The organism is Acinetobacter sp. XH1741, assembly GCF_041021895.1.
In the GTDB taxonomy this organism is placed as follows: Bacteria; Pseudomonadota; Gammaproteobacteria; order Pseudomonadales; family Moraxellaceae; genus Acinetobacter.
In genome coordinates this window covers 3,129,329-3,154,179 of the sequence record NZ_CP157428.1, presented here as the reverse complement: position 1 = coordinate 3,154,179, position 24,851 = coordinate 3,129,329, and the positions used below count along the sequence as shown (strand labels likewise).

The following is a 24,851-nucleotide window of genomic DNA, read 5'->3' as shown; positions in this document are numbered from 1 at the left end:
GCTTTCAATGCCACGTAAAAAAGAGGTCGTTAGTGGGAATTTCGTTAAATACGATGCGGTAGTTCTCGGTTCTGGACCTGCAGGTGAAGGCGCGGCAATGAAGCTTGCAAAAGCGGGTAAGCGTGTTGCAATTGTAGATGTGCGTGATCAGCTCGGTGGTAACTGTGCACATGTGGGTACCATTCCAAGTAAAGCATTGCGTCAAACAGTTTCTAGTATTATCCGCTACCAGCGTGATCCAATGTTTCAAAAAGTAGGTGAATGGAAACAGTTCACCATGAAACAGGTTTTGCGTAATGCACATAAAGTAATTCAACAACAGGTTGATACGCATACACGCTTTTATGACCGCAACAAAATTGGTGTATTTCACGGTCGTGCATACATCCAAGATAAAAATACAGTTTTAGTTTTTAGCCACGAAGGCATTAAAGAAACCATTATCTGTAAGCAAATCGTGATTGCCACAGGTAGTCGTCCTTATCATCCACAAGGTCTTGACTTTGATCACCCTCGTGTATTCGATTCGGATAAGATTCTTGATCTTGATTACTCAATTCAAAAAATCATTATTTACGGCGCAGGTGTTATTGGCTGTGAATATGCCTCAATCTTTATTGGTTTAGACCATAAAGTTGACTTGATCAATACTCAGCAAAAACTATTAAGTTATTTAGATGATGAAATTGCAGATGCTTTGTCTTATCACTTACGTGAACAAGGTGTATTGATTCGCCACAACGAACAAATGGATCATCTTGAAACGTTTGATGACCATGTTGTTTTACACTTACAAAGTGGTAAAAAGATTAAAGCCGATGCGATTCTTTGGTGTAACGGTCGTTCAGGAAATACAGAAGGTTTAGGTCTTGAAAATGTTGGATTGGTTCCAAACAACCGCGGCCAACTTTCAGTAAATGATCAGTACCAAACTGAAGTTGAAAATATTTATGCTGCTGGTGATGTGATTGGCTGGCCATCACTTGCTTCAGCTGCTTATGACCAAGGGCGCTGTGCTGGCGCAAACATGAGTGGTGAAGATGCTAAACCAGTACGAGATATTCCTACAGGTATCTATACCATTCCGGAAATCTCATCTATTGGTAAAAATGAACAGGAATTAACGGAAGAAAAAATTCCGTATGAAGTGGGTCAGGCATCTTTCCGTCATTTAGCTCGTGCACAAATTACCGGTGATACAGTGGGGGAGTTAAAAATTCTTTTCCACCGCGACACTATGGAAATTTTAGGTATTCACTGTTTTGGTAATAACGCTGCTGAAATTATCCACATTGGGCAAGCAGTTATGCACAGCCCAAATAATACTTTGAAATATTTCGTTGAAACAACGTTTAACTATCCAACCATGGCTGAAGCATATCGTGTAGCTGCACTTAACGGTATGAATCGCTTGTTTTGATTTTAAATAAGTTTTTCATAAAAAAGCCCGCAAACTTGCGGGCTTTTTTATTTTCATTAGACCATACGATTTTTATATTTTTATGACAATATTCTGTATGGGTTTAGCATCTTATCTCTTTAGTGCGCACAAAATGCTTGATTAAAATATTCAAATAAATCAGGTGTCTGTTTCCATAAAACGATGGACAAAACCAGAAGAACTCCGATGAGGAATGTCATAATTGTTTTCAAAAGTAAGGCATTATGCATCATGAATAACGGCCTCCTCATTTACAAAGAAATGTACGATTACGCCTACTATACTCAATGCAATAGAACATAGCCAAATTGCATTGTAATTACCTGTTAAGTCATGGTTAACACCGCCAAGCCAGCCGCCAAAAAAAGAACCAACCTGATGGGTGAAAAAGACAATGCCGCTTAGCATTGAAAGATATTTAACGCCAAACATATTTGCCACGATGCCATTCGTAAGCGGAACGGTAGAGAGCCATAGAAGTCCCATGACTACCCCAAAAGCATATACTGTATAAGTGCTTAACGGTAATAGTAGAAAGGCAATGATTGCGATCCCTCTGCTGCCATAAAGTGCCATTAATAACTTAGGTTTTGAGAAACGATCACCTAACCAGCCTGCACCATACGTCCCCACAATATTAAATAAGCCAACTAAAGCGAGAAATACAGTACCTGTAGCTGCATCAAAGCCATGGTCAATCAAATAGCCAGGCAAATGTACACCTAAGAAAACAACTTGGAACCCACATACTAAAAATCCTAAAGCTAACCACCAAAAGGGTTTATGTTTTCTGGCAATATTCAGTACTTGTTTAAATGAAAGATGGGGTTGTGCAATTGCTTTTGGCGTTTGATGTATAGGGGCTTTTAACATCCATGCTAGAGGGATAATAAGAGCGATTAAAAGCGCATTCACCATTAAAGCTGCTGACCAGCCCACGCTTTTAAGCAAGAGAAGGGTCGAGGGCAACATAATAAATTGACCAAAAGAACCTGCTGCACTGGCAATCCCCATTGCCATACTTCTTTTTTCAGGAGGAGCTGCCCGACCTACTGCACTGAGTAAAACAGTAAAAGAAGTTGCTGATAAAGCTAAACCAATAATAAGACCTAAGCTTAAATTTAAAATTAAGATATTTGAACTAAAAGCCATTAATAATAAGCCGAGGGTATAAAGAAGCCCGCCAACAGCTACCACAATTTTGCTGCCATATTTGTCTGCAATTGCACCAGTAAAAGGTTGTACGGCTCCCCAAATTAGATTTTGCATAGCAATCGCGAGACTAAAAACGTGCTGCCCCCAACCGAACTCATGACTCATCGGAACCAAATAAAGTCCAAAACCATGACGTACGCCTAATGAAAGAGCCAAGATAAGGGCGCTACCGATCAACATATAAATGAGTGACTGAGAAAATTGATTGCTTGTTTTAGTCATTGTGAGTGTAAAGTTATAAGAGTGTGATAAATGATTGTAGAAGATATATCGAATAATATCGATATATCTATAAAAATATTTAAGAAGAATTAAAAAGTTCGAAAGAGCTATGTGACGCTATAAAAGTAAATAAGCAGAAATCATTTTGATTTCTGCTCATTATAAAAATTAAGCTGCGGAATTACGTTCAAGTAAAGCTTGTTCAAAAAGAACTTGTTCTTTTTCTTTATGTTCAGTGGTGAAGCGGATCAAAATTACGCTACAGCCTGCGACTATAACTAGACCACCTAAAATAAATAGGCAAGTTTGCACATCAAGTACACCTTTGAGTAAGAAACCAGCTGCAACTGCACCGGCATTACCACCAGCACCAATAATACCGGCAACACCGCCTAATGCATTGCGGTCAATAAAGGGTACCAATGCATATGTCGCCCCGCACGCCATATGCGTAAATAGTGCAAAAATAGTCATCGAAATAATGGCGAAAGCAACAGCATTCATTTGAGAGAAAAGTATTAAGAATAAACCTGCACCTAAAATCATAAATACCAGTACTTTTGTACGGCCATCCAAACCTTTTTTGAGTGCAACTTTATCTGAAATAATGCCGCCTAGTGCACGTGCAAATAAGGCAAGTAAACCAAAAATTCCGGCTGTTAATCCTGCTGTTTTTAAATCCATTTTGAACTGATCAACGTAGTACATTGCAGCAACGTTATGGATAAAAATTTCGATACCGAAGCATGCGCCATAAGCGATAAATAAAATCCAGACACGGTAGTTACGGGCAGCCTGCATTAAAATTGCCATACCGCCTTTTTTACCACTGCCAACTTCAATGCCTTGTGCACGAACTTCTTTAAAGTTTCCTTGAGGACAATCTTGGGTTAATTTCCAGTAAAGAATGCCAACAATCACCATCATTACACCCGGTACAATTAACGCAATGCGCCAGCCCATAGTTTGTTCAACACCAAACATGACAATTGCGCCCAGTAACAAAGGCATTAAAGCTTGAGTTGCACCGCCACCGGCATTGCCCCAACCAGCCGCAGCTGCATTGGCTGTACCTACGACGTTAGGGGCAAACATAACACTTGTATGATATTGTGTAATGACAAAACTTGCGCCAATTGCACCAATCAGCAAACGGAAGAATAAAAAGGATTCATAACTGTTGGCAGCAGCTACACCAAATACAGGAATACTGCCAAGCAAGAGAAGGGTGGTATAGGTAATCCGTGGTCCATATTTATCACAAAGAGGCCCAACGGCAAGTCGTACTAAAATGGTAATTGCAACAGCAGCGATATTAATATTGGCAATTTGATCTTTTGTTAAGCCGAACTCTCCTTTAATTACGGGCATTAAAGGGGCACAAGCAAACCATGCGAAGAAGCAGACGAAGAATGCCAGCCAAGTCAGGTGGAAAGCACGCATGGCTGGAGTTGAGAAACTGAATAATTTAATCTCAGTTGCTTTTTTTGCATCTAGATTGATATTTGAAGACATAAGCCGTCCCCCTGAACTGAACGAAATTTTAATGCGCATGACAAAATGAAATGTCTATTTGCATACCGATCAGAGCGGACATCTTTGGCCGTCTTGGTTTATCCATTGAATCGCCATTGATTCATCATGGTTAGATAAAGCAAAGGCCATGCCAAAAAATGATTTTTACTAAAAGGAAAATCTTAGTTTTTAATTTTATTAAGTTAGTTTGATCTTAAGGAAAATGAATTAGGAAAACAAAATGAAGAAAAAAGGAAGTAATAGAAGTATGGAAATAGATTTCCTTAATAATTTAATAAGAAATGCTCATTTTTTTAGCATTTTGAGTTAAAAAGAAGCAAGATTTAATTTAACCCATAAAAAAGCTATAAAAACTTAAAGGAGTCTTTATAGCTTTAATGTTTTTAAATTAGAAGCGGTAACCCACACCTACATAGGTAATGAGAGGGTCAATATCAATTTTGGTATTCGCTTTAATAAGCTCTTTACCCGTGTTTTGGTCAGTGACATAAATTTTTGCTTCATTATTCATTTTTGAGTAAGAAACGGAACCAACCGCAAACCAATTCGGGTTGAAGTCATAAGTTGCACCGACAGTTACGATAGGTGCAAAAGTATCGGTCGCTTCTAGTTTTACTTTAGGATTGGCTGATGATGTCTTGCCATCAAGGGCTGCTCCAGCTTGGCCATCATGAATATTTTGAATCATATGCCCAGCTTTAATTAAATCTGACTCAATCCCTGAATTCATTTTTAAGTCATTGAAATAGGCATACATAACACCTGCACCTACATATGGACGGAATTTATTTACTCCAGACTTACCAAACTGATAGTGCAATTCTACGGCAGGTAACCAAGCACGTGCGGTGGCTGCTTTACCTCCTTGAGTCAGGTCAGTGATATGAATATCTTCTTTTAGACCTATTGGACCCAGAGCGGTATTGGCTGAGCCAGATAATGGTGCATAAATATTTCCTTTACCTTTTATATCTACCTTTGGAGGAACACCGGCTTTAATTTCCAGAGATAAATTATCTGTAAAATTATAATTTGCCATGATACCAACAGTATCAACACTCTGAGCTTCTAAGCCCGTACCTTGACTTTGCCAATTTGATAATCCATTTACTGTGGCTGTTCCGGTAAGTATTGAGGGTAATGTATCTGTAGGTAAAAGCTTGATCGCATCATACAGCAGGGGATTAGAACTTCGATCAGCTGCATTTAAGACGGATTGTTTTGATACAGATCCTACTTTAGAGGTAGTTCCTTCTGCGACACTGGTATTAATGTTAACTGGATTTGCGCTTCCTTGTGGCATCGCATGTAACCAGCCAGCAGAGACTGAAAAACGTTTGAAACCATCACCATCTTTTAAACTAAAATAAGGTGAAGCAGCGAAGGTGACTGTTGGCAGAGCAAAAAGGGCAGCTGTCATACAAAATAATGACTTTTTCATCATAAAAGGACTCCATGTCCGGACATTTGTTTACTGATTTTTATTGAGCCCACCATAGCGCGTTTTATTAAAATGATTGTGTAATAAAAATTAATAATTGTAATGTTTTTGAAATATTTGTTTATATTTGGAAAGATTTATTAATAAAAAGTACAAAATAAAAAATAAAAGGCTACATAAAGTAGCCTTTTATTAAATTTGATTAAACTATTAATTGAAGCGAGACAGGTCTTCTTCAGGACGAGCAGTTAATACTTCGATACCTGTTTGAGTGACTAAAATAGTATGTTCATATTGAGCAGAAAGTTTATGGTCTTTAGTTACAACAGTCCATTTATCACCAAGCAATTTAGTCTGCCAAACACCCGCATTTACCATTGGTTCAATCGTAAAAGTCATACCTGCTTCTAAACGCATGCCAGTGCCAGCTTGACCATAATGCAACACTTGAGGTTCATCATGGAAAACGGTACCAATACCGTGACCACAATATTCACGTACTACGCTAAAACGTTCTGACTCGACATATTTTTGGATTGCGTGGCCAATATCACCTAAATATGAACCATCCTTAACTGTAGCCATTCCACGGTACATTGCTTCTTGAGCAACTTTACATAAACGGTTTGCCAAAATAGAAGTTTCACCGCCCACGACATACATCATGTTGGTATCGCCGTGGTAACCGTCTTTAATTACAGTTACATCAATATTAAGGATATCGCCGTTTTTTAAGATTTTATTTTCAGACGGAATACCATGACATACAACATGGTTAACCGAAGTGCAGATAGAGTGTTGAAATGCAGGGCGTCCCGGTGCACCGCCGTACCCTACACAGGCTGGAATAGCATGTTGTACATTTTCAATATGATTACGGCAAATGGTATCAAGCTCGAGTGTGCTTACACCAGCCTTAATATGCGGCTTGATCATCTCTAGAACTTCAGCCGCCAGTCGTCCTGCAATGCGCATTTTTTCAATTTCATCTGGAGTTTTAATTAATCGACGTGGAGCTGTATAAGTACTGTTCATGATCTCTAAAAACTTTTGGTAATTTACAAGCGTCTATGGTATAAATAGCCGCCCATTTTATCAAATGCTTTTCGTGAATATCTTTTACGAAGAATTTTGATAGATGGAGTAAAAAATCCGCACATATATCGTCACATTACTCTGGGTGCCTGTAAAAAGGTGGAGAATGCGGATATATGGAGGCCTAACCCAACTTTTAAGGTAAAGAAAATGGCAGATTACAACGTAAGCATGCGCGACCTTCTTCAAGCAGGTGCGCACTTTGGTCACCAAACTCGTTTCTGGAACCCAAAAATGCGTCAATACATTTTTGGCGCGCGCAACAAAATTCACATCATCAACCTTGAGCACACTGTTCCTGCGTTAAATGATGCTTTGAACTTCGCTAACCAATTAGCAAGCAAAAAGAACAAAGTTTTGTTCGTTGGTACAAAACGTGCTGCTTCTAACATCATCCGTGAACAAGCTCAACGCGCTGGTCAACCATATGTAGACCACCGTTGGTTAGGTGGTATGTTGACGAACTGGAAAACACTTCGCCAATCTATCAACCGTTTAAAAGATCTTCAAACTCAATCTCAAGATGGTACTTTTGCTAAGCTTACTAAACGTGAAGCTTTAGAACGTACTCGTGAGATGGAAAAACTTGAGCGTTCTTTAGGCGGCGTTAAAAACATGGGTGGTTTACCTGACGCATTATTTGTAATCGACGTTGATCACGAAGCGATTGCAATTAAAGAAGCTAAGAACTTAGGTATTCCTGTTATCGGTATCGTTGATACAAACTCTAACCCAGACAACGTTGATTACGTTATTCCTGGTAACGACGATGCGATCCGTGCAGTAACTTTATATGCTTCAGCTATGGCTGACGCAATTCTTGCTGGTAAAGAATACGCTCAATCTCAAGCGAACGCTCAAGCAAAAGGCGACGACGCTGCGAAAGACGCTTCTGAGGCTTAATGCGTTTTGACGCAGGCTTGTCATTTTTGCGACATGTAATGGTGGCAAATTAAGCGTCGAGAGTGCAAACGGCCCAGAGTTTCTTTGGGCCGTTTTTGTTGAAAAGATTTATTTTCTACCGATTTTAGGAGATCAACATGACTGCAATTACTGCAAGCATGGTAAAAGAATTACGTGACCGTACTGGTCTTGCAATGATGGAATGCAAAAAAGCATTAACAGAAGCGAACGGTGACATCGAACTTGCTATTGATAACCTTCGTAAATCTGGTCAAGCTAAAGCTGCTAAAAAAGCTGGCAACATTGCTGCTGACGGTGCAATCACTATCGTTCAAGACGGTAAAAAAGCGATCTTAGTTGAAGTAAACTGTCAAACTGACTTCGTTGCTAAAGACGAAAACTTCTCTAACTTTGCACACGCAGTTGCTGCTGCTGCTTTAGCTGCTAGCGAAACTGATGCTGCTAAAATCGCTGAATTAAAATTGGCTGATGGCCAATCAATTGAAGAAGCTCGTATTGCGCTTGTTCAAAAAATCGGTGAAAACATCCAAGTTCGTCGCGCGAAAATCGTTGAAGGCGAAAACTTGGCAATCTACAAACACGGTTTAAAAATCGGTGTTGTAGTTTCTTACACAGGTGATGCTGACACTGGTAAAGGTATTGCAATGCACGTTGCTGCATTCAACCCAGTAGCAGTAAGCGCTGAAGCTGTTCCAGCTGACCTTATCGCTAAAGAAAAAGAAATTGCTGAAGCGAAAGCGTTAGAATCTGGTAAGCCAGCGAACATCGTTGAGAAAATGGTAACTGGTTCTGTTGAGAAATACTTAAACGAAGTTGCTCTTGACCGTCAAATGTACGTTATCGACAACGACAAAAAAGTTGCTGACGTATTAAAAGCGACTGGTACAACTGTTGCTAACTTCGTACGTTTCGAAGTTGGTGAAGGTATCGAGAAAAAAGCAGAAATGAGCTTCGCTGAAGAAGTTGCTGCTGCTCAAGCTGCTGCGAAGTAATTCGTATCACAATAAAAAAAGCCCCAATGGGGCTTTTTTTATCTCAGTTAAATTAAGGTTATAGAATGACAAATAAAAAAAATCTGAGTATTGGCGGCATTATTGTCTTATTGATTGCTGCATATTTTGGTCTGGATTTATCTGGGCATAAGAAAAATCAATCGCCATCATCAAACTCCGTAACTCAGAATACTGAGTCTACACTTTCAAACGATGGGGTAGACACCGTAGAAGCCGCTTATGAACATAGACAAAGTAAAGTTCAAGTGCAGGGAAGTGGTCGAGTAAAAGCAATTTTACGAGAAGATAATGATGGCACACGACATCAGAAGTTTATTCTGGTATTAAAAAATGGCCTTTCAATTTTAGTTGCCCACAATATTGATTTAGCACCAAAAATTGACAATTTACATAAAGGCGATATTGTCGAATTTAATGGTGAATATGAATATAACGAAAAAGGTGGCGTATTGCATTGGACGCATCATGATCCACAAAACCGTCATGAAAATGGTTGGCTTAAACATGATGGCCGTATTTATCAATAAAATAGAATTGTATGAATGCTCCTTAACAGCAATTTTGTTCTATGCATCTTTTTAAAACATGTTATGGTTTTTTCTAGATAAATAGATGAGTTGTTTGTATGCAGCGGGAACAGGCCGACTACTTGCATTTGCGAGAGTTGGGCGGTCTAGAATTACTAAAAGCACATTATCACCAGACACAATTTTCAAAGCATACACATGAAGGATATTGTATTGGTGTTATTGAAGAAGGTGCCCAGTCTTTTTTTAGGACGGGTCAGCTACATGTTGCTCCTAAAGGCGACATTATTTTGGTGAATGCAGATGAAATTCATACTGGTTCATCTGCCGTAGAATCAGGCTGGCGTTATCGTGCAATTTATCCTACCCCTGAAATGCTTGCTGAAGTAAGCCAAGATTTCTTTGAAAATTTTCATGGTGCACCTTGGTTTCCTCAAGCTGTTATTCAAGACCTAGGGTTATCTCAGCAGCTCTGCTTATTATTTGATTTATTAGAACAAAAAGATAATTTCCTGCTTAAAGAAACCATGTATTTATCTACTATAGCTTGTTTGATGGTGCGGCATGGAAAATCGAGACATACTTTTTGTGAGTTACCAGAAGCTTATTCGAAAGTATTAAAAGTTAAAGATTTGTTGGCAGATATGCCTGAGAAGAATTTTTCTTTACAGGAACTCGCTGATATGGTCGGGCTTAGTGCTTGGCATTTCTTAAGACAATTTAAAAAGCACGTGGGTTTACCACCTCATGCGTGGTTAGTGCAAGCACGTTTGCATAAAGCACGACAGTTATTAAAACAAGGCGTTCAAATTGTGATAGTCGCACAGCAATGCGGATTTTCCGATCAAAGTCACTTTAATCGTCACTTTAAAAAAGCGATGGGTGTTACGCCAACCCAGTATGTGTCGAGTCTGAATCTTTAAATTTTATTTTCATTTTTAGAAGCAATTTTGTTCAAGAGAAGCTGAGCTAAATATAAGAAAATCTATAAATAGTTACAGTTATAGATGTCTAAGGATGAATACTCGTTTAAATCAATCTATTAGATTTTCTAAAAGTCAGCCATCTTATCTTTTCTTACGAGGGGCAGTGGATATATTGCCATTGTCTATTTCGGTTATTCCGTGGGCTATTCTGGCTGGTTCAATGGCAATTCATGCTGGATTATCATTTTATAAAGCACTTGCGATGTCAGGTATTGTGTTTGCTGGTGCTGCACAATTGGTCAGTTTGAGTATGGTGATGGAAGGTGCGTCATTATTAACGATCTATATCACGATTTTTTTTCTTACGGCTCAACATTTTATTTATGCATTAACTTTAAGAAATGATATTTCTATTTTGTCTTTACCAAAACGATTAAGTTTAGGTTTTTTATTAACAGATGAATTATTTGCCTTAAGTGCTCCGAGTGAAAAAAGACATCCTCATTATTTATTGGGGGCAGGGATATGTTTTTATTTATTCTGGGTGGTTTTTAGTCTGGCTGGGATTCTATTGGCTACGGCGGTTCCTAATTTATTGTCTTATCACTTAGATTTTTCGATTATTGCTATTTTTGTGGCCATGATTGTGCCTATGTGTAACGGGAAGCCTGTCATTGCAGGAGTTTTAACAACTTGTGTCAGTGGCTTTGTACTTAAATTTTTTCACATGGAGGGTACCATTCTGGTTTCCGGGTTATTGGGGATGCTGATCGCGGTGCTTGTGGAAAATAGAATAAGAGGAAAATAAAATGTCATGGCTTATGATTTTAGGTTTGGCTGCTATTGTATTTTTTAATCGTTATTATTTTTTGGAACCAAGTGTAAAAGTAAAGTTACCTATACTCATGAATAAAATGTTGAATTATTCAGCACCTTGTTTATTGAGTGCTATTTGTATACCTATCATATTTTTTGAAGGTGATGAGTTAAAAGGGGCTTTAGATAATCCATATTTATATGCAACAGTATTTTGTATTACGGTTGCTTTCTATTTAAAAAAAGTTTTGCCCAGTGTTCTACTCAGTCTAGCATTTTTCTATTTTATAAATTTTCTAATAAATCAGTAAATTTAAGCTGAATCTTTAGAGATCCAGCTTCTTAAAAATTATTGAGTAATCAACTTGTTCTGACGACTTTTCCATTTAGGTAATATTTTTGCAAGATAGGCATCCATACACCAAACTGGGCCAATGAGTAAAAATTGCAAATCTTTAAAGAACGATGGTTTTTTTCCTTCCACTTTATGACCATAAAATTGACCAATCCAAGCAACCACAAAGAAGGCAATATAAAAACCAACGCCTACAGGTAGAACATAAATAAGCCATGCCATCACAACAAGAAGCGCAGACATGGCTACTGCAAGTACAAGATCAAGCCGAGCATAAAAAATTAGAGTCAGTACAACTAATAAAGCAGTGAGAAGAGCACTAAAGTGGGCGATAATTCCGATAATAGAAAATAAAATAGCTGGAACACATACCCAGTGGATTTTTTTATTTGTGGGGTTTTGATGACTCTCACTATATTCATCAAACCATTCACTAATGGATTTCATGGACCTTACACTCCTTGTCTAATTTTGAGTCATTTTTATTTTGTCTATATTTTATCCTGTCGTGATGTGGGTAGACAAGAAAAGTCATATATCTTTCTGTTGGTTTGGTTATATGGCTCTAAAACTTAAGATCTGATCATCCGAATAAGCAAACCAGAAAAATTAAAAAAACCTAACTAAAAAAGAGTGAGATGAGGGTAAAAAACACAGGCTATCTATTTTAGATTTTGAAGTGAAAAAAACTCCAAAAAAACCACTTTTTTATGAGAAGTCGGAAAATAATAGAAAAAAGCTCAACTCAACTTGTCTTAAAACGCTATAAACGGCTCTTTATAGACTAAAGTGGTACTAGGGTAGCGTAATTTTTTTAAAATGGCTGTAATCGAAAAATATACGTAAACAAAGAAGGGGAGAAATACTCTGTATTTTTGGGTTAAAAATTAATCGATTTTGTAATTAAAAGATCAGTAAAGATACTAACTTTTAACAGCGATTTTCTGTGTACTGATTGCTTAAAAATTAAAAAGCCACAAATTAGATTGTGGCTTTTTCATGAACTCTAGGAGTAATCGCTTATGAAGTAGGACCGTCTACACGCTCAATACTTACTTTAGCAGTGCCTGCATTGGTAATACCGAGGCGTTTTGCAGCACCGTATGATAAGTCAAGTACACGATTTGCATGGAATGGACCACGATCATTTACTTTTACTACCACGCTTTTACCATTGTCTTTGTTTGTGACACGGATATAACAGTTTAATGGCAGACTACGGTGAGCAGCAGTAAGTGCATTCATATCGAATGTTTCACCACTTGCAGTTTTACGGCCATGAAATTGACGACCATACCAAGATGCCATACCAGTTTGGCTAAACTTACGAACAGTATTTGAAGCTACTGTGTTAAGTTTTTCAATCACTGAAGGCTCATCTTCAGGGATTTCAATTTTTGCTGCGATAGCTTGACGACGAATTTGATCGCCAGAACGTTCAGTGATTGAAAGACTGTTAATGTTAGAAAAACGAGAATTAAAGTTTTGAGTATCTTTACTCAACACACGTGCTGCTAAATTACCATTACCATCTACATCACTGTTTAATGATGATGATTGCATCATTTCAGCGTGCAGTGGGGCCATGCTTAAACTAGCCGTCAGTGCAAGAATGTATTTCAGCGATAACTGCATTTATATAAACTCCTGAGAACATGCTCTTTTTCTTTTAACCCTAAGGCTAAAAATTGAAGTGAACATGCCTAATTATTCACTTTTGCAATTGCTTGATTGGGGTGGATAATATTCATCGCTTACGGAGAGTGTCTAGTCTTTAACGAGAAATAGTTACAAAAAGGGCAAAAACTTACAGTTTTGGATTAAAAAATAACCAAAAATGTAACAAGCTATTTAAAATGTTTGAATTGTGATCGATTTAACAAAAATATTTATTGACTTTTACATAAACTCATCAAAAAGCTAGCCTATCGGCTAGCTACTTCTGTACCTAATAACCATACGGCAGTCGCATACATTCGGCTTTTATTATAAGTCGTAATCACTTGAAAATTCGGATAGGTTAAGTAGTAAATTGGACCATTATAGTCCTGTAATTGAATAACATTTACCATATCTAAGTCATCAATTTTCACTAGTGGATTTAATGGGGAAATCCCTTGGTTTTTGATTACGCCATAAGGAGTGGGCTGAGTAAGATCTTTAGCAATAATATTTTCTGGATTTGAGCCTGTATAACGTGCCATAAACCCGATAGGTTGATCGCGTTGCCACCCTTCTTTTGCTAAGTAATGTGCAATTGAACCAATTGCATCTTCTGCAGAGTTTCGTAAATCAATGTGGCCGTTACCATCAAAGTCGACTCCATACTTGCTAATATTACTTGGCATAAATTGTGGATAACCAATTGCACCAGCATAAGAACCTAGAATGCTATTTGTAGGATAGCCTTCTTTATAAGTCCATGCGATCAAAGCGGCTAATTCATCACTGAAATAATCAGCACGGCGAGGATAACCAAAAGCTAATGTTGCAAGTGCATCACGAGTAACAAAAGAACCCTTGTTGGCCCCATAACCAGTTTCAACCCCTAAAATACCCAAAATGACAGCTTGAGAGACGCCATATTGCTGTTCAGCACGATTTAAAGCATCAGCATATTGGTTTTTAAAGCGAACACCACGTTGAATAGTACCTTCGACTAAAAACATAGAGCGATAATCATACCAAGGCTTACTTTCCCCTGGGCGAGTCATAATATTTATAATGTTTGGTAAATTTTTTGCACCGCTCATAGCAGCATCAACTTGTTCACTACTTAAACCATAAGTAGTCATTGCTTTTTGTTTAAAATTTAAATAATTAGGATTCGTTACAAAATCGTTGGCCTGAGCAAAATGACTTGTGCTGATGAGGCCAGTACACAAGGCGAGTACTTTTAAAGTTTTATTAACAAATTGAGACAACATATCTTTTTTAAATTCCAAATTATCGATGTGTATGAATAGACATAACTAAGCCAAAAGTGGCCATTAAAGTAATAATAGCGGTACCGCCATAACTCATAAAAGGTAAAGGAACACCCACTACAGGTAAAATACCACTGACCATTCCTGCATTTACAAATACATAAACAAAAAAAGACAAACCAAATGCGCCAGCAACTAAACGTCCATAGTTATGGAAGCTCTGTAAACCAATCTGAAATGTTCTAAAAATAATTGCTGAATATAGAATAACTAATATAAGTACGCCAATTAAGCCAAATTCTTCAGAGTATGCGGCAATAATAAAGTCAGTATGACCTTCAGGTAAAAAGTGTAAATGCGACTGTGTACCCTCAAGGAAACCTTTACCTGAAAAACCACCAGATCCAATAGCCGTTTTGGACTGAATGATGTTCCAGCCTGTTCCTAAAGCATCTGCCTCGGGGTCGAGGAGGGTTAAAACACGTTGACGCTGATAATCATGTAAAAGAAATTCCCACGCAATAGGAATAACAATAGCGGCACAAGCTGCTGCTGCACCGATCATACGCCAAGATAACCCACTTAAAAATAGTACAAAAATACCGCTCGCTAATACTAATAAGGATGTTCCTAAGTCAGGTTGTTCTGCAATCAGTAAAAATGGGACGCCAATTAACATTAAAGATAAAACAACTTGGGAAAAACTAGGAGGAAGTGGTTTTCGTGCTAAAAACCATGAGATCATCATTGGCATGCCAATTTTCATAAACTCACTGGGTTGAACACTTCCGAAACCCGGAATATCGATCCAGCGTTTAGCCCCCATACGAACTTCACCAAAGACCATAACTCCAATTAAGGAAAATAGTGCAAATAAATAAAAGTAGGGTGAAAAAGCTTGATAAACCTTAGGAGGAATTTGAGCCAGACTAATCATGACCAGAAAGCCGATACCAAAGCTCATAGCTTGTTTGCTGACAAGGCCTACATCTTGCGCAGATGCACTATAAAGTACCGTTAAACCTAACAGGGCATTTAGAAATAAAAATAGGCATAACCACGGGTCAATATGGAGTTGCTGCCAACGCGATGGTTGCATGGCAGTGCTAAGACCATCTCGAGGAGCTTGGCGTAAAAATTTATATTGTGGACTAGGAGACATGCGGCTTTAACTAGGTCAATCAGTGCTTGGCGCATGCTAACATAAACCTGATTAATGGCAATGTATATCAATATTTTGCAATAAAAAAACCTGGCTCTCGCCAGGTTTCCGATAGACTATTTTTTATTAATTAAAGAATAGGCCATCATGGTATTCAGCCATCGCTTTTAGTTCGATACGATTTAGACTTGGAATCAGTTTATCAATCGCGATATGAACTGCTTTAGTAACAGCAGCAGCTCCAATATCAGCAGCTTTACGTTTAATCATGCCTAAATCTAATGTTTTATTAAAATCAGACATAAAGTGTCTGATCATGGCATCTCCGAACTGTTTATATAGTTCAGCTAAAGCTGCTTTATTAATGTCATTGCCTGCTTGAAGCTCGGTAAAATTGTGCTTCAGGTTGGTTACTAGGCCTGCATCTAAAGCAACACCTACTCTATATTGACCTTGTGGATCTTTAAATAAGCTTTTCTCAGAAAACTCAACTGACTGTTTAACAACATCGTTTGGCGCTTTGCTAAGTAATTGCTTTAAAAGTACGGCAACTGTTGATTTGACGTAACCAGCTAGTTTTTCGGCAGTATCTCTTTTTTCACTCGCTGGGAAATGTTGTACTAACTGAGTAAGTACATTTTCAATAATTTCTTCATTGAGTTGTAAAGCAATTTTGTCTCGAAGTGGATATAGCGGTTCACTAGAATTTTTATTCGCAATTCCAGTCTGCATATCGTTCAATAAGCCTTCAGAAGGGGTAAAACCAAAAAACGGCATGGTGTATCCTCAAATTATTCGTTTTATTGTCGTGCCAATCGAATCGGTTTTGGCATCCATGATAGATCCGATACTCGGCAAGGATTGATATCAAGTCCACCGCGGCGAGTATAAGCTGCATAAACCATCAGCTTTTCAGGCTGCAAATTTTGCCAAACATCTGCAAAGATTTGCTCAACACACTGTTCGTGGAAACCGTTATGCTGACGGTACGAGATAATATAAGCTAAAACACTACGATAACAAGGTTTTTTGCCCTTAAAACGGATAAAAACTGTACCCCAATCTGGCTGTCCTGTGACTGGGCAGTTACTTCTCAAAAGATGAGAATACAGCTCAATTTCGACTTCTTCGCCAGACTCATCCAGTTTTAAAAGCGACGCATCGGGATGTTGTTCTAAACGTTCAGGTGTAAGGTCATCAATACAAATACCCTGAGGCTTAGAAATCTCTAAATCATCTACTTGAAATAGTGTTAGCTCAACTTTTGCACCCGCTGCAGACGATAGATCTTTTTCAACCGTTTCAATAAATAACTCTTTAGAGTCAAACTGAGTGAAGTTAAGGCTATTGAAATAAAGTTTTAATGACTTTGATTCAATCAAATTTGGTGAAGAAGCAGGCAATGTAATTCTGCCAATAGCAACCTGCGGAATACCGTGCGAGTTTAACCAAGATATTTCAAAAACATGCCACCAATCTTTACCTTGAGTAATGCCTTCAATATGTGAATAGTTTTCACGAGATTGAGCACGTGCAATTGGAAATAACACATCGGGTTGATAGCTAGTTGGATATTGGGTTTCTTTACCCAATAAAGACTGTTCGACACTCATTCACGCATTCCTGAACCACGAGCAAGTAAATAGTAAGCAATTCCGTAAAGTACAACACAACATAGTGTCACAATGATTAAAGAGAACGTAACGTTCACATCACTGTGACCTAAAATGCCGAAACGGAAAGCATTTACCATATATACAATAGGATTAATTAAAGAAAGTTTTTGCCAAAAAGGACCAAGTGCACTAATGGCATAAAACACACCACCTAAGTAGGTGAGTGGAGTAAGTACAAATGTTGGAATAATTGAAATATCATCAAACGATTTCGCATAGACTGCATTAATAAAGCCGCCTAGAGAGAAAAGAACCGAAGTAATTAAGACTGTATATATAGTTACGAACCAGTTATGTATAAAAAGGTCAGTAAAGAACATACTCATAGCCGTTACGATTGCGCCGACTAGAACGCCACGACAAATACCACCAATCACATAGCCCCACAAAATAATATGCAGTGGCACAGGACTCATAATGAGTTCTTCAATACTTTTTTGGAATTTTACACTGAAAAAACTGGAAGATACGTTCGCATAACTGTTTGTAATAACAGCCATCATGATCAGACCCGGTACAATAAACTGCATGTAGCTCACGCCACCCATTTGGCCAATACGTGATCCCACCAAATTACCAAAAATGACAAAGTACAAACTCATGGTAATCGCAGGTGGTAATAAGGTTTGTGGCCAAATACGCAGGAATCGGCGTACTTCTTTACGAACTATGGTCCAGAGGGCAATTTGCAGTTGGTTAAAGTTCATTTTGCCTCTCCTTCAAGATTTTTCTCAACCATTTTGACAAATAGCTCTTCAAGACGATTCGACTTATTTCGCATACTACGAACACGAATACCTTGTGATTCTAAAAGTTGGAATAAGTCATTTAATGTATGTGCCTTATCCATTGTCACTTCTAAAGTGCTGCTATCAATTAAGTTGAACTTCACACCAATAATGTTTAACTGGAGTGGTGCAATAGGTTCTGCCAAATCAAAAATAAAAGACTCTTCACTCAACTGGTTTAAGAAACTTTTCATGGTGGTATCTTCTTTGATAACACCACGGTCAATAATAGCAATTTGACGACACAGCATTTCTGCTTCTTCTAAATAGTGCGTTGTCAAAATAATAGAAGTGCCTTGACCATTCATTTCGGTTAAGAAATCCCACATGGAACGGCGTAATTCAATATCTACACCTGCTGTAGGCTCATCTAAAATAAGCAATTTCGGTTCATGCATCATGGCTCGAGCAATCATTAGGCGGCGCTTCATACCACCAGATAGCATGCGTGCTTGTATATTGCGTTTTTCCCACAGGCCCAGTTTTTCTAAATAGTGTTCGGCGCGCTTTTCTGCAACTTTTTTATGGATACCGTAATAGCCAGCTTGGGTAACTAAAATATCGAATGCTTTTTCAAACTGCCCAAAGTTAAATTCCTGAGGAACGACACCAAGCTGCTGTTTTGCCAAAGATGGATGGGTATCTAGATTATGTCCAAAAATCTCAACTGTTCCTGAGGTTTTTTTTGTGAGGGAGCTGATAATACTGATAGTTGTTGATTTGCCAGCACCATTTGGGCCTAACAACGCATAAAATTCACCTTCAGGCACAGTGAGGTTAATACCTTTTAACGCCTGAAAACCATTACGATATGTTTTGGACAAATCTTTTAATACCAAAGCATCAGTCATGAAATTCTCACATTATGAAAGAGGGGTATATTTTGAGCGATAATGATTAATAAACCAAGTAAAATAGTCGGAATTTTATGAAATTGAGATAAATTTATGAAGTTATTATATATAAAATAAATTGGTGCGCTCGGCGCGCTCACGAAACGAAACATAAGTTAATGATTTTAATATATTAAAACGTTCACTATGTGCGATCATACCGTATAACTTACCGTAAAACTCAAAAATGCCTAAAATAGTACCTGCTTTAACCGACTCTAAAATAAAGTCTGAAATCGCTAAAAATAAGAAAGAAATTGAGAAAAAAACTCAAAAACTTTCTGACGGTGGTGGATTATACCTATTAATTGATAAAAATGGGGCAACCACATGGAGATTCGATTATACCCGTCCAATTATTAAGAAGCGCAACACAATTACTATAGGCTCTTACCCTGAGATTTCACTAGCTGTAGCCAGACAAAAACGTGTAGAGTTCAGAAGCCAAATAGCACAGAATATTGATCCAGTTGAACAGCGTAAACGCGATTTACAGATTAAAAAAAGAAATCTTGTTTCTACATTTGCAGCAGTAGCAGACGAGTTTAGATTAACTGAAGAAATTACAGATAGTACTAAACAACGCAATGAGTCGATTTGGGATAAGCTTTATTTAAGTGTTGGCTCAATTCCAATTTCAGAAATCACGGCTCTTCAAATTCTAGATGCATGTCGTTTATATGAGAATCAAGGTAAATATGATTCTGCAAAAAGGATGCGTTCTAAAGCTAGTCAAGTTTTTAAATACGCAATTGTACTCGGCCTTTGTCAGTTCAATGTTGCAGATCAAATTTCTGGAATTTTAAAGTCTGGCAAAGTTAAGCACTATGCAGCAATTACAGACGAGGAGAGACTAGGGCAACTACTATTAGATTTATCCGAGCCCTCTGTAAGTGGATCAATTATTGTTTACTATGCAACTTTAATTTTACCTTATGTATTTATTAGACCTGGGGAGCTGCGTTGGGCCGAGTGGGATAATATTGATTTAGATAAAGGCCTTTGGGCTTACACGCCACCAAAAACAGAAAACAAGACTCAATTGGAACATATTGTTCCCTTAGCTAAACAAGTAGTTGAGCACTTAAGAAATCTATATAAATTAACTGGTAGTCAAAAATATGTCTTTGCTTCAATGAAAAAGGGCAATGCTGTTATTAGTGAATCAACTATTAATAAAAGACTAAAAACATTTGGTTTTGCTAATGGTGAAACTACTGGCCACGGAATGAGAGCAACAGCGCGAACACTGTTAGATGAAGTGCTCCATTATCCAATTGAACGAATTGAGCAGCAGCTCGCGCACCAAGTTAAAGATATGCATGGTCGGGCATATAACCGAACAAAATATTTAAGTGAACGTACTGAGATGATGCAGGCATGGGCAGACTATTTAGATAGGTTACGTGAAGAAGCTAGGGAAAGAAGAATTAAGTAATATAAAAAAAGGCCTTAAAATAAGGCCTGAATTTTTTCTTTGTACTTTTCATAAAGTTCTTTGGAAAATTCAACTCTAGTTGAGCCGCCCAATTTAACTTTTTTAAGTTCACCTGAATCAAACATTCTATATATAGTTGTCTTTGATAAATTGGTAACTTGAATAGTCTGATTAACTGTTAATAACATTTATTCCCCCTCCTTACTTTCAGCTTTAGCCTTTTTAAGAGCATCCATCAAGTGAACTCTAAGTCCTTCAAAATCAACTTCGAAATTTTCAATTGAGAGTGAATTACCAAGCATATATAAAGTTTGGTTTGCAACATTAAGAAGATAGTCATTAGCAAATGTTTGGTGGGCAGCTGCCAAACGGTCTGCTGTATGTGCAATTTGCAAACGGCTTTCTTCAACTGATTTATCTATTAGTTCTTGAAAATTATCACTCATCCCTCAGTTCCTCAATTCATTTCGTTCTTTCTTCAATTGACGTAAAAGGTTGTGAAGAGTAACGGTTACTGCTTTATCTAGGCTTTTAGTTGAGTGAAACTCTGCAAGCTGTGACAGAGCTAAGCCAAAAATGTGGTATGTAAATACTTTTGCAGCCTCTGGATTAGTCTTGAGAAGTTCTTCCGTACTAGGGCAAATGATTTCTTGAAATATATGTACAGCTACTTGATCCGGTGTGCCTTCAATACGGCTAGGGTTCAAATTTACTTCACCGATAACCTTGCTCATTGTTTTTGCTCCAAACAGAATTTAATAGCTTCTTCAAGTGATTCAAATCCACTTTTGGTATCAATATCTCCAAAAACTAACCACTTATCTTCTACATCACATTTTGAAATTAGATCGCCATTTAACCAGATGTCATTCCCATCAAATTCCACACCACTTTTAGCTTCAATCATTCACGCCACCATTCTATAAATACGTTTAACTTCATGATCTAGCTCATCCATTGCTGAGCGACCTTCTTTGAAATACTTCAAAAGCATTAACTTGTAGCGCTCTTGAGCTGCTTTGTTCATCACACCCTCATTGTTTAAAGAGAGAGTGGCTTTATTGCCTTTTATAAGGTTTACGCCGTGTGGTGTTCCTTTACCGCGATACCCGGCATTTACGTTGAACACTATGAACTTTTCGAAAAGCTGCGGAGGTAGCAGCTTAGGTTCGAATAGAAAATCTGGAGTAGTCTGTTTTGTCATTAAGATTGTCCCTCCAATAAATTTTCAGAGTTTGCATTTTCCAAAATTGCTAAACGTGTGGTAATCGCATTTAGAAGTGGAGCCATTTGCTCAGCAGACCATCCACGTGTATAGCGATATACGGCATTAACTTCGACTGTAGTTTTTGATTCATTGACGCGCTGAAGAAGGGTGTTAAGAGTTTTTTGATAACCTTCATCTAAGATTTCAGCTTGATTAACAGTTTCTTTTGCTGATTCGCTTTCAAAACAATCAATTTCAGTTGTTATCTCGTTCTTGGCCAAAGTTTCGATTTCTTGTTTAACTGCTGGTAGTTTCGCCGCTTCAATTTGGATGAGGGCATCAATACCGAAATGCTCACAAACTGTTTTCACATCAAGGCCGCGTTCAGCAATGAAGTTCTGAAGTTCGTCTCTTTGTTCGTCTGTAATGCCATTAAATTCAGATGGACTAATCCAAGAATTACGCTCTTTATCGAATGTGCAGTTCAATGCTTTAGCCTGCATCAACATCGCTTGGCGCATGTTCTGGTAATACATGTGCTCTTTATCAAGCGATTCAGTTAATTGATTTAAATCACCTGCATGCTCAGCTTCTTCACAGCTTTGCTTCCAGTTTTCCAACTCTTCTTGTGCTTTAGCTGCCGCAAGTTGTGCTGGTGTTAATGTGTTGATATGGTTTTTAGCTTGGGTGATAAGGTCAGCTAAGAAAGTTGGATTAGCTTTTAAATCTGGTACCCATACTTCACCAGTTTCACCACCTAAAGCACCTGAGTTTTTGGCATGGTGGGTAGGAGAAGGCTTAAAACTGATTACTCGAGCATTTTTACCTTCACCTGTAGTAACAGTTGTCAGATAACCCATGATGTCTGCAATACGGTAAAGCTCATTACGGTTTTTACCGCCTAGATCTGGTCGGTAAATAATTTGATCTCCGTTTTGATCTTCTGAAGCGTGAGCAATAAAAACAACATCCTTGCCAAGACTGATCAAAGTATTGATGTATTGCTTAAATGTTTGATTCGCTAAACCTTGTGCCTTTAACTTTAATGAACCATCTTTTTGGCGATTATTAGCGGTAAGCAATAAGTGAGTTTTAATACATTCAAGCATTGCGCCCACGGTATCAATGATTACGGTTTTATAAGGTGCTAAGTCTTGAGGAGTAAGGTTTGCAACGTCACTCCATTGTTGAACCTGTACGACAGCACCGCGCCGTAATTCACCCGTACGGTGAGCACCACGGTCAAAGTCGAATGAAATTGCCTTTTCTGCGGTAAAGCCCATTGATGATTTACCTAAACCCGGATCCGCATATAAGTACACAATGATTGCTTGAACCAATAAAGTTTGGTCAGCAGTAATTATTGGTAGAGCCATTTTTCTTATCCTTATCTTGAGCCAGTGAAGCCGCGTGAACGCTTATAGTTATTGCGGTCACGGCTAGGGATGTTGGTTTCACGCAGTTTTATTGCGAGTTGCTTTCTGCGTTGAAAATCAATTTCTTGAGAAATTTCATTCCAAACTTTCGGATAGTTAGATTTGAACTTGCCGACATCCAAAGGTGTCTTAACTGAGTCCTTGATTTTGTAAAGAACTGAGCCATTAGCATTGGATGCATATACTTGCCAGCCAATTCGAACAGAGTAGAGGCTAGTTGTACGATCAAGACCTAAATATGACTTGTAGCCGTCAGGATGTTTTTTGAAATTAGACATCTTTATGCCTCCACCAACTTATTACGTTCGATGAAGCCTTTTAGAATTGCATTGATATTGCGAATGTCTTCATGTTCGGTGAAATCGTTATATGACTTACCGTTAATGTCAGTGATTTCATTTACTGTTAGTTGAGTAATATCAACAGCGGTAAATTCGGAACCAGGTACGCCGTAGCTATCAGCATGTGCTTCAAAATCAAAGCTAACGTTTACTCGGAAGCTATCAATTTTGACTACAGCAATACCAGAATGATCACCCGTGATTTTTGCAGTCAAAACACCGTAAGTGCTTGGCTGTGTTTTAGGTGTGAAGAAAGAAACGTGCTCTTGTTCTTGCATAGCCGGTTGAAGCTGGCAAGCGACTAAAGAACCACCTGATATTGCAAGAGCAGCCATGCTGACAAATGCAAAGGAGTTGAAAGGGTTTGCTTTTACGTTCATACTTATCTCGCAGTTTGGAAAAGCACATCGGAAGGTAAGAGAGTCGATGTGCTTTTTTGATGTCTGTGAGAAAAATATACCTGCAAGGTAAAATAAAGTAAATACCTGAGAGGTGAAATTTAATTAATAATTTTTCACTTCAGGGGTGGAATTTATATAAGTTAATAAAAAGCCCACAAAAATGTGGGCTTATAACTTAGTTAATTAATTCATTAATTGGCTTGTGGATGATGTTGTCTATGCTGGCTTGGAGGAACGATATCAGTAATTGCAGTTATGCTTTCTACTTCCTCCATGTCAAAAGTAAGTCTTTCACCACCATTAACTGCCAGTAAATTTAAAACATTATTGTGTATTCCAATAAACTCTTTAATAGTACATCTGCCATCTTTTAAACAAACTTGAACAAATTCTGTAGGTGTTAGTTCCGCATCTGGATCACAAACAACATACCAGCCATTACGAATAGCAGGGTACATAGAATCACCAGTTCCTTTAATTGCGTATGAGCGATCTCCCGCAGTATGAGTTGGAACATATCCATCTCCTGCATTACCGTCATATCCCATATCTGTAAAATAACCGTCCATCCCCATTTTGCTGTAAGCCTTTACTGGTACCCATCTTTTTGAAATTACAAATGGTTTCTCTACAGTTCTAGAGAAAAGAACTGCATCTTCACTATCTGGAATATTATATTTTTTCTTAAAAGCTTCTATATCAATTTGCTTAAAACCAGAAATAGAACCTGATTGCTCTGAAAGTTCACTTTGATTATCAGACTGGTCTAAATAACCACGAGGCTTATTAAAAGCGTCTTCAATTTTTAAAGCAGTTTCATCACCAATATTCTTAGTTGGGTTCTTACCAATGTATTGACTCAACAACCCATAAGCCATTTCGATTTTTTCGGCGAATTCAGAACGAGTTAGTCCTGATTCCTTCATTAATTTCCTTGTATTACCAAGTCTAATTTCATGAATAGTCTTTAATTCACTCATTTTTCAATTCACCTCTAGCGCTGAACTCAAAAATACCTAATGGGTAGAAAAAATAAATACCCTTACAGGTTGTATTTTATTTACCTTGTGG

Annotated in this window: 28 protein-coding genes and 1 pseudogene; 8 read left to right on the top strand and 21 right to left on the bottom strand. The window is 37.9% G+C overall.

What is annotated here, in order from left to right:
• Positions 1 to 7: 7 nt before the first annotated feature.
• Complete coding sequence (gene sthA / locus ABLB96_RS15280; protein WP_002118117.1) at positions 8 to 1,420, top strand: Si-specific NAD(P)(+) transhydrogenase; 1,413 nt, start codon at positions 8 to 10, stop codon at positions 1,418 to 1,420.
• 243 nt (positions 1,421 to 1,663) lie between these two features.
• Here the strand turns inward: sthA and ABLB96_RS15275 are convergent, their stop codons facing one another.
• From ABLB96_RS15275 to map, 4 genes are all read right to left on the bottom strand, one after another.
• Positions 1,664 to 2,878, bottom strand: a complete 1,215-nt coding sequence (locus ABLB96_RS15275) for an MFS transporter (RefSeq protein ID WP_348895314.1) — start codon at positions 2,876 to 2,878, stop codon at positions 1,664 to 1,666.
• Between the two features lie 168 nt (positions 2,879 to 3,046).
• The gene (locus ABLB96_RS15270) at positions 3,047 to 4,393 is read right to left on the bottom strand and encodes an MFS transporter (RefSeq protein ID WP_348895313.1); all 1,347 of its coding nucleotides are present in this window, start codon (positions 4,391 to 4,393) and stop codon (positions 3,047 to 3,049) included.
• Positions 4,394 to 4,802: 409 nt separating this feature from the next.
• On the bottom strand, positions 4,803 to 5,858 hold the full coding sequence (locus ABLB96_RS15265; protein WP_348895311.1) for an OmpW family outer membrane protein: 1,056 nt from the start codon (positions 5,856 to 5,858) through the stop codon (positions 4,803 to 4,805).
• Positions 5,859 to 6,065: 207 nt separating this feature from the next.
• Positions 6,066 to 6,890, bottom strand: a complete 825-nt coding sequence (gene map / locus ABLB96_RS15260; protein WP_348895310.1) for a type I methionyl aminopeptidase — start codon at positions 6,888 to 6,890, stop codon at positions 6,066 to 6,068.
• A 210-nt stretch (positions 6,891 to 7,100) separates the two neighbouring features.
• On the opposite strand from map, the gene rpsB reads away from it, so the two are divergent.
• From rpsB to ABLB96_RS15230, 6 genes are all read left to right on the top strand, one after another.
• Entirely contained in the window at positions 7,101 to 7,853 is a 753-nt protein-coding gene (gene rpsB, locus ABLB96_RS15255; RefSeq protein ID WP_001982118.1) for a 30S ribosomal protein S2, read from the top strand.
• Between the two features lie 137 nt (positions 7,854 to 7,990).
• Complete coding sequence (tsf, locus tag ABLB96_RS15250) at positions 7,991 to 8,866, top strand: translation elongation factor Ts (protein WP_348895309.1); 876 nt, start codon at positions 7,991 to 7,993, stop codon at positions 8,864 to 8,866.
• A gap of 65 nt (positions 8,867 to 8,931) precedes the next feature.
• Positions 8,932 to 9,414, top strand: a complete 483-nt coding sequence (locus tag ABLB96_RS15245; protein WP_348895308.1) for a DUF3465 domain-containing protein — start codon at positions 8,932 to 8,934, stop codon at positions 9,412 to 9,414.
• Between the two features lie 98 nt (positions 9,415 to 9,512).
• A complete protein-coding gene (locus ABLB96_RS15240) occupies positions 9,513 to 10,337 on the top strand; it encodes an AraC family transcriptional regulator (RefSeq protein ID WP_348895307.1) in 825 nt (274 codons plus the stop codon).
• Between the two features lie 94 nt (positions 10,338 to 10,431).
• Positions 10,432 to 11,148 carry an AzlC family ABC transporter permease gene (locus ABLB96_RS15235; RefSeq protein WP_348895306.1) on the top strand — a complete coding sequence of 239 codons (717 nt, stop codon included), beginning with the start codon at positions 10,432 to 10,434 and terminating at the stop codon, positions 11,146 to 11,148.
• 1 nt (position 11,149) lies between these two features.
• Positions 11,150 to 11,467, top strand: coding sequence for an AzlD domain-containing protein (locus ABLB96_RS15230; protein WP_348895305.1), 318 nt, complete (start codon positions 11,150 to 11,152; stop codon positions 11,465 to 11,467).
• A 38-nt stretch (positions 11,468 to 11,505) separates the two neighbouring features.
• Here ABLB96_RS15230 and ABLB96_RS15225 read toward each other — a convergent pair whose 3' ends face one another.
• From ABLB96_RS15225 to ABLB96_RS15190, 8 genes are all read right to left on the bottom strand, one after another.
• Positions 11,506 to 11,958, bottom strand: coding sequence for an Mpo1-like protein (locus ABLB96_RS15225; RefSeq protein ID WP_348895304.1), 453 nt, complete (start codon positions 11,956 to 11,958; stop codon positions 11,506 to 11,508).
• 573 nt (positions 11,959 to 12,531) lie between these two features.
• On the bottom strand, positions 12,532 to 13,146 hold the full coding sequence (locus ABLB96_RS15220; RefSeq protein WP_348895303.1) for a septal ring lytic transglycosylase RlpA family protein: 615 nt from the start codon (positions 13,144 to 13,146) through the stop codon (positions 12,532 to 12,534).
• A 290-nt stretch (positions 13,147 to 13,436) separates the two neighbouring features.
• A complete protein-coding gene (gene mltB / locus ABLB96_RS15215; RefSeq protein WP_348895302.1) occupies positions 13,437 to 14,438 on the bottom strand; it encodes a lytic murein transglycosylase B in 1,002 nt (333 codons plus the stop codon).
• A 19-nt stretch (positions 14,439 to 14,457) separates the two neighbouring features.
• A complete protein-coding gene (rodA, locus tag ABLB96_RS15210; protein ID WP_004707770.1) occupies positions 14,458 to 15,600 on the bottom strand; it encodes a rod shape-determining protein RodA in 1,143 nt (380 codons plus the stop codon).
• Between the two features lie 126 nt (positions 15,601 to 15,726).
• Positions 15,727 to 16,377, bottom strand: a complete 651-nt coding sequence (locus ABLB96_RS15205) for a hypothetical protein (protein ID WP_348895301.1) — start codon at positions 16,375 to 16,377, stop codon at positions 15,727 to 15,729.
• A gap of 23 nt (positions 16,378 to 16,400) precedes the next feature.
• A complete protein-coding gene (gene queF, locus ABLB96_RS15200; RefSeq protein ID WP_348895300.1) occupies positions 16,401 to 17,213 on the bottom strand; it encodes an NADPH-dependent 7-cyano-7-deazaguanine reductase QueF in 813 nt (270 codons plus the stop codon).
• Complete coding sequence (locus ABLB96_RS15195; RefSeq protein ID WP_348895299.1) at positions 17,210 to 17,983, bottom strand: ABC transporter permease; 774 nt, start codon at positions 17,981 to 17,983, stop codon at positions 17,210 to 17,212. The genes queF and ABLB96_RS15195 overlap by 4 nt, the downstream gene beginning before the upstream one ends.
• Positions 17,980 to 18,915, bottom strand: coding sequence for an ABC transporter ATP-binding protein (locus ABLB96_RS15190; RefSeq protein WP_348895298.1), 936 nt, complete (start codon positions 18,913 to 18,915; stop codon positions 17,980 to 17,982). The genes ABLB96_RS15195 and ABLB96_RS15190 overlap by 4 nt, the downstream gene beginning before the upstream one ends.
• A gap of 229 nt (positions 18,916 to 19,144) precedes the next feature.
• Between ABLB96_RS15190 and ABLB96_RS15185 the strand changes: the two genes are divergently transcribed.
• Entirely contained in the window at positions 19,145 to 20,395 is a 1,251-nt protein-coding gene (locus tag ABLB96_RS15185; RefSeq protein WP_348895297.1) for an integrase arm-type DNA-binding domain-containing protein, read from the top strand.
• A 14-nt stretch (positions 20,396 to 20,409) separates the two neighbouring features.
• Here ABLB96_RS15185 and ABLB96_RS15180 read toward each other — a convergent pair whose 3' ends face one another.
• The 9 genes and pseudogenes from ABLB96_RS15180 to ABLB96_RS15140 all read right to left on the bottom strand — a co-directional run bounded on the left by ABLB96_RS15180 (position 20,410) and on the right by ABLB96_RS15140 (position 24,760).
• Positions 20,410 to 20,583, bottom strand: coding sequence for a helix-turn-helix domain-containing protein (locus tag ABLB96_RS15180; RefSeq protein WP_348895296.1), 174 nt, complete (start codon positions 20,581 to 20,583; stop codon positions 20,410 to 20,412).
• A complete protein-coding gene (locus ABLB96_RS15175) occupies positions 20,584 to 20,841 on the bottom strand; it encodes a hypothetical protein (RefSeq protein ID WP_348895295.1) in 258 nt (85 codons plus the stop codon).
• Between the two features lie 3 nt (positions 20,842 to 20,844).
• Entirely contained in the window at positions 20,845 to 21,129 is a 285-nt protein-coding gene (locus ABLB96_RS15170; protein WP_348895294.1) for a hypothetical protein, read from the bottom strand.
• Entirely contained in the window at positions 21,126 to 21,302 is a 177-nt protein-coding gene (locus tag ABLB96_RS15165) for a hypothetical protein (protein WP_348895293.1), read from the bottom strand. Before ABLB96_RS15165 ends, ABLB96_RS15170 begins: the two co-directional genes overlap by 4 nt.
• Entirely contained in the window at positions 21,303 to 21,599 is a 297-nt protein-coding gene (locus ABLB96_RS15160) for a hypothetical protein (protein WP_348895292.1), read from the bottom strand.
• Positions 21,600 to 21,874: 275 nt separating this feature from the next.
• Positions 21,875 to 22,978: pseudogene (locus ABLB96_RS15155) on the bottom strand (ATP-binding protein); the annotation flags it as partial.
• An 11-nt stretch (positions 22,979 to 22,989) separates the two neighbouring features.
• Complete coding sequence (locus tag ABLB96_RS15150) at positions 22,990 to 23,316, bottom strand: hypothetical protein (protein ID WP_348895291.1); 327 nt, start codon at positions 23,314 to 23,316, stop codon at positions 22,990 to 22,992.
• 2 nt (positions 23,317 to 23,318) lie between these two features.
• On the bottom strand, positions 23,319 to 23,759 hold the full coding sequence (locus ABLB96_RS15145) for a hypothetical protein (RefSeq protein ID WP_348895289.1): 441 nt from the start codon (positions 23,757 to 23,759) through the stop codon (positions 23,319 to 23,321).
• Between the two features lie 212 nt (positions 23,760 to 23,971).
• A complete protein-coding gene (locus ABLB96_RS15140; RefSeq protein ID WP_348895288.1) occupies positions 23,972 to 24,760 on the bottom strand; it encodes a LexA family transcriptional regulator in 789 nt (262 codons plus the stop codon).
• Positions 24,761 to 24,851 lie beyond the last annotated feature (91 nt).

Coding starts and splice junctions, on each gene's coding strand:
- tsf (WP_348895309.1), top strand. CDS start 7,991: ATGACTGCAATTACTGCAAGCATGGTAAAAGAATTACGTGACCGTACT.
- ABLB96_RS15180 (WP_348895296.1), bottom strand. CDS start 20,583: ATGTTATTAACAGTTAATCAGACTATTCAAGTTACCAATTTATCAAAG.
- ABLB96_RS15195 (WP_348895299.1), bottom strand. CDS start 17,983: ATGAACTTTAACCAACTGCAAATTGCCCTCTGGACCATAGTTCGTAAA.
- ABLB96_RS15145 (WP_348895289.1), bottom strand. CDS start 23,759: ATGAACGTAAAAGCAAACCCTTTCAACTCCTTTGCATTTGTCAGCATG.
- ABLB96_RS15160 (WP_348895292.1), bottom strand. CDS start 21,599: ATGACAAAACAGACTACTCCAGATTTTCTATTCGAACCTAAGCTGCTA.
- ABLB96_RS15270 (WP_348895313.1), bottom strand. CDS start 4,393: ATGTCTTCAAATATCAATCTAGATGCAAAAAAAGCAACTGAGATTAAA.
- ABLB96_RS15175 (WP_348895295.1), bottom strand. CDS start 20,841: ATGAGTGATAATTTTCAAGAACTAATAGATAAATCAGTTGAAGAAAGC.
- map (WP_348895310.1), bottom strand. CDS start 6,890: ATGAACAGTACTTATACAGCTCCACGTCGATTAATTAAAACTCCAGAT.
- ABLB96_RS15140 (WP_348895288.1), bottom strand. CDS start 24,760: ATGAGTGAATTAAAGACTATTCATGAAATTAGACTTGGTAATACAAGG.
- rpsB (WP_001982118.1), top strand. CDS start 7,101: ATGGCAGATTACAACGTAAGCATGCGCGACCTTCTTCAAGCAGGTGCG.
- ABLB96_RS15165 (WP_348895293.1), bottom strand. CDS start 21,302: ATGATTGAAGCTAAAAGTGGTGTGGAATTTGATGGGAATGACATCTGG.
- mltB (WP_348895302.1), bottom strand. CDS start 14,438: ATGTTGTCTCAATTTGTTAATAAAACTTTAAAAGTACTCGCCTTGTGT.
- ABLB96_RS15225 (WP_348895304.1), bottom strand. CDS start 11,958: ATGAAATCCATTAGTGAATGGTTTGATGAATATAGTGAGAGTCATCAA.
- ABLB96_RS15190 (WP_348895298.1), bottom strand. CDS start 18,915: ATGACTGATGCTTTGGTATTAAAAGATTTGTCCAAAACATATCGTAAT.
- ABLB96_RS15150 (WP_348895291.1), bottom strand. CDS start 23,316: ATGTCTAATTTCAAAAAACATCCTGACGGCTACAAGTCATATTTAGGT.
- ABLB96_RS15170 (WP_348895294.1), bottom strand. CDS start 21,129: ATGAGCAAGGTTATCGGTGAAGTAAATTTGAACCCTAGCCGTATTGAA.
- rodA (WP_004707770.1), bottom strand. CDS start 15,600: ATGTCTCCTAGTCCACAATATAAATTTTTACGCCAAGCTCCTCGAGAT.
- queF (WP_348895300.1), bottom strand. CDS start 17,213: ATGAGTGTCGAACAGTCTTTATTGGGTAAAGAAACCCAATATCCAACT.
- ABLB96_RS15235 (WP_348895306.1), top strand. CDS start 10,432: ATGAATACTCGTTTAAATCAATCTATTAGATTTTCTAAAAGTCAGCCA.
- ABLB96_RS15220 (WP_348895303.1), bottom strand. CDS start 13,146: ATGCAGTTATCGCTGAAATACATTCTTGCACTGACGGCTAGTTTAAGC.
- ABLB96_RS15185 (WP_348895297.1), top strand. CDS start 19,145: ATGCCTAAAATAGTACCTGCTTTAACCGACTCTAAAATAAAGTCTGAA.
- sthA (WP_002118117.1), top strand. CDS start 8: ATGCCACGTAAAAAAGAGGTCGTTAGTGGGAATTTCGTTAAATACGAT.
- ABLB96_RS15205 (WP_348895301.1), bottom strand. CDS start 16,377: ATGCCGTTTTTTGGTTTTACCCCTTCTGAAGGCTTATTGAACGATATG.
- ABLB96_RS15230 (WP_348895305.1), top strand. CDS start 11,150: ATGTCATGGCTTATGATTTTAGGTTTGGCTGCTATTGTATTTTTTAAT.
- ABLB96_RS15265 (WP_348895311.1), bottom strand. CDS start 5,858: ATGATGAAAAAGTCATTATTTTGTATGACAGCTGCCCTTTTTGCTCTG.
- ABLB96_RS15245 (WP_348895308.1), top strand. CDS start 8,932: ATGACAAATAAAAAAAATCTGAGTATTGGCGGCATTATTGTCTTATTG.
- ABLB96_RS15275 (WP_348895314.1), bottom strand. CDS start 2,878: ATGACTAAAACAAGCAATCAATTTTCTCAGTCACTCATTTATATGTTG.
- ABLB96_RS15240 (WP_348895307.1), top strand. CDS start 9,513: ATGCAGCGGGAACAGGCCGACTACTTGCATTTGCGAGAGTTGGGCGGT.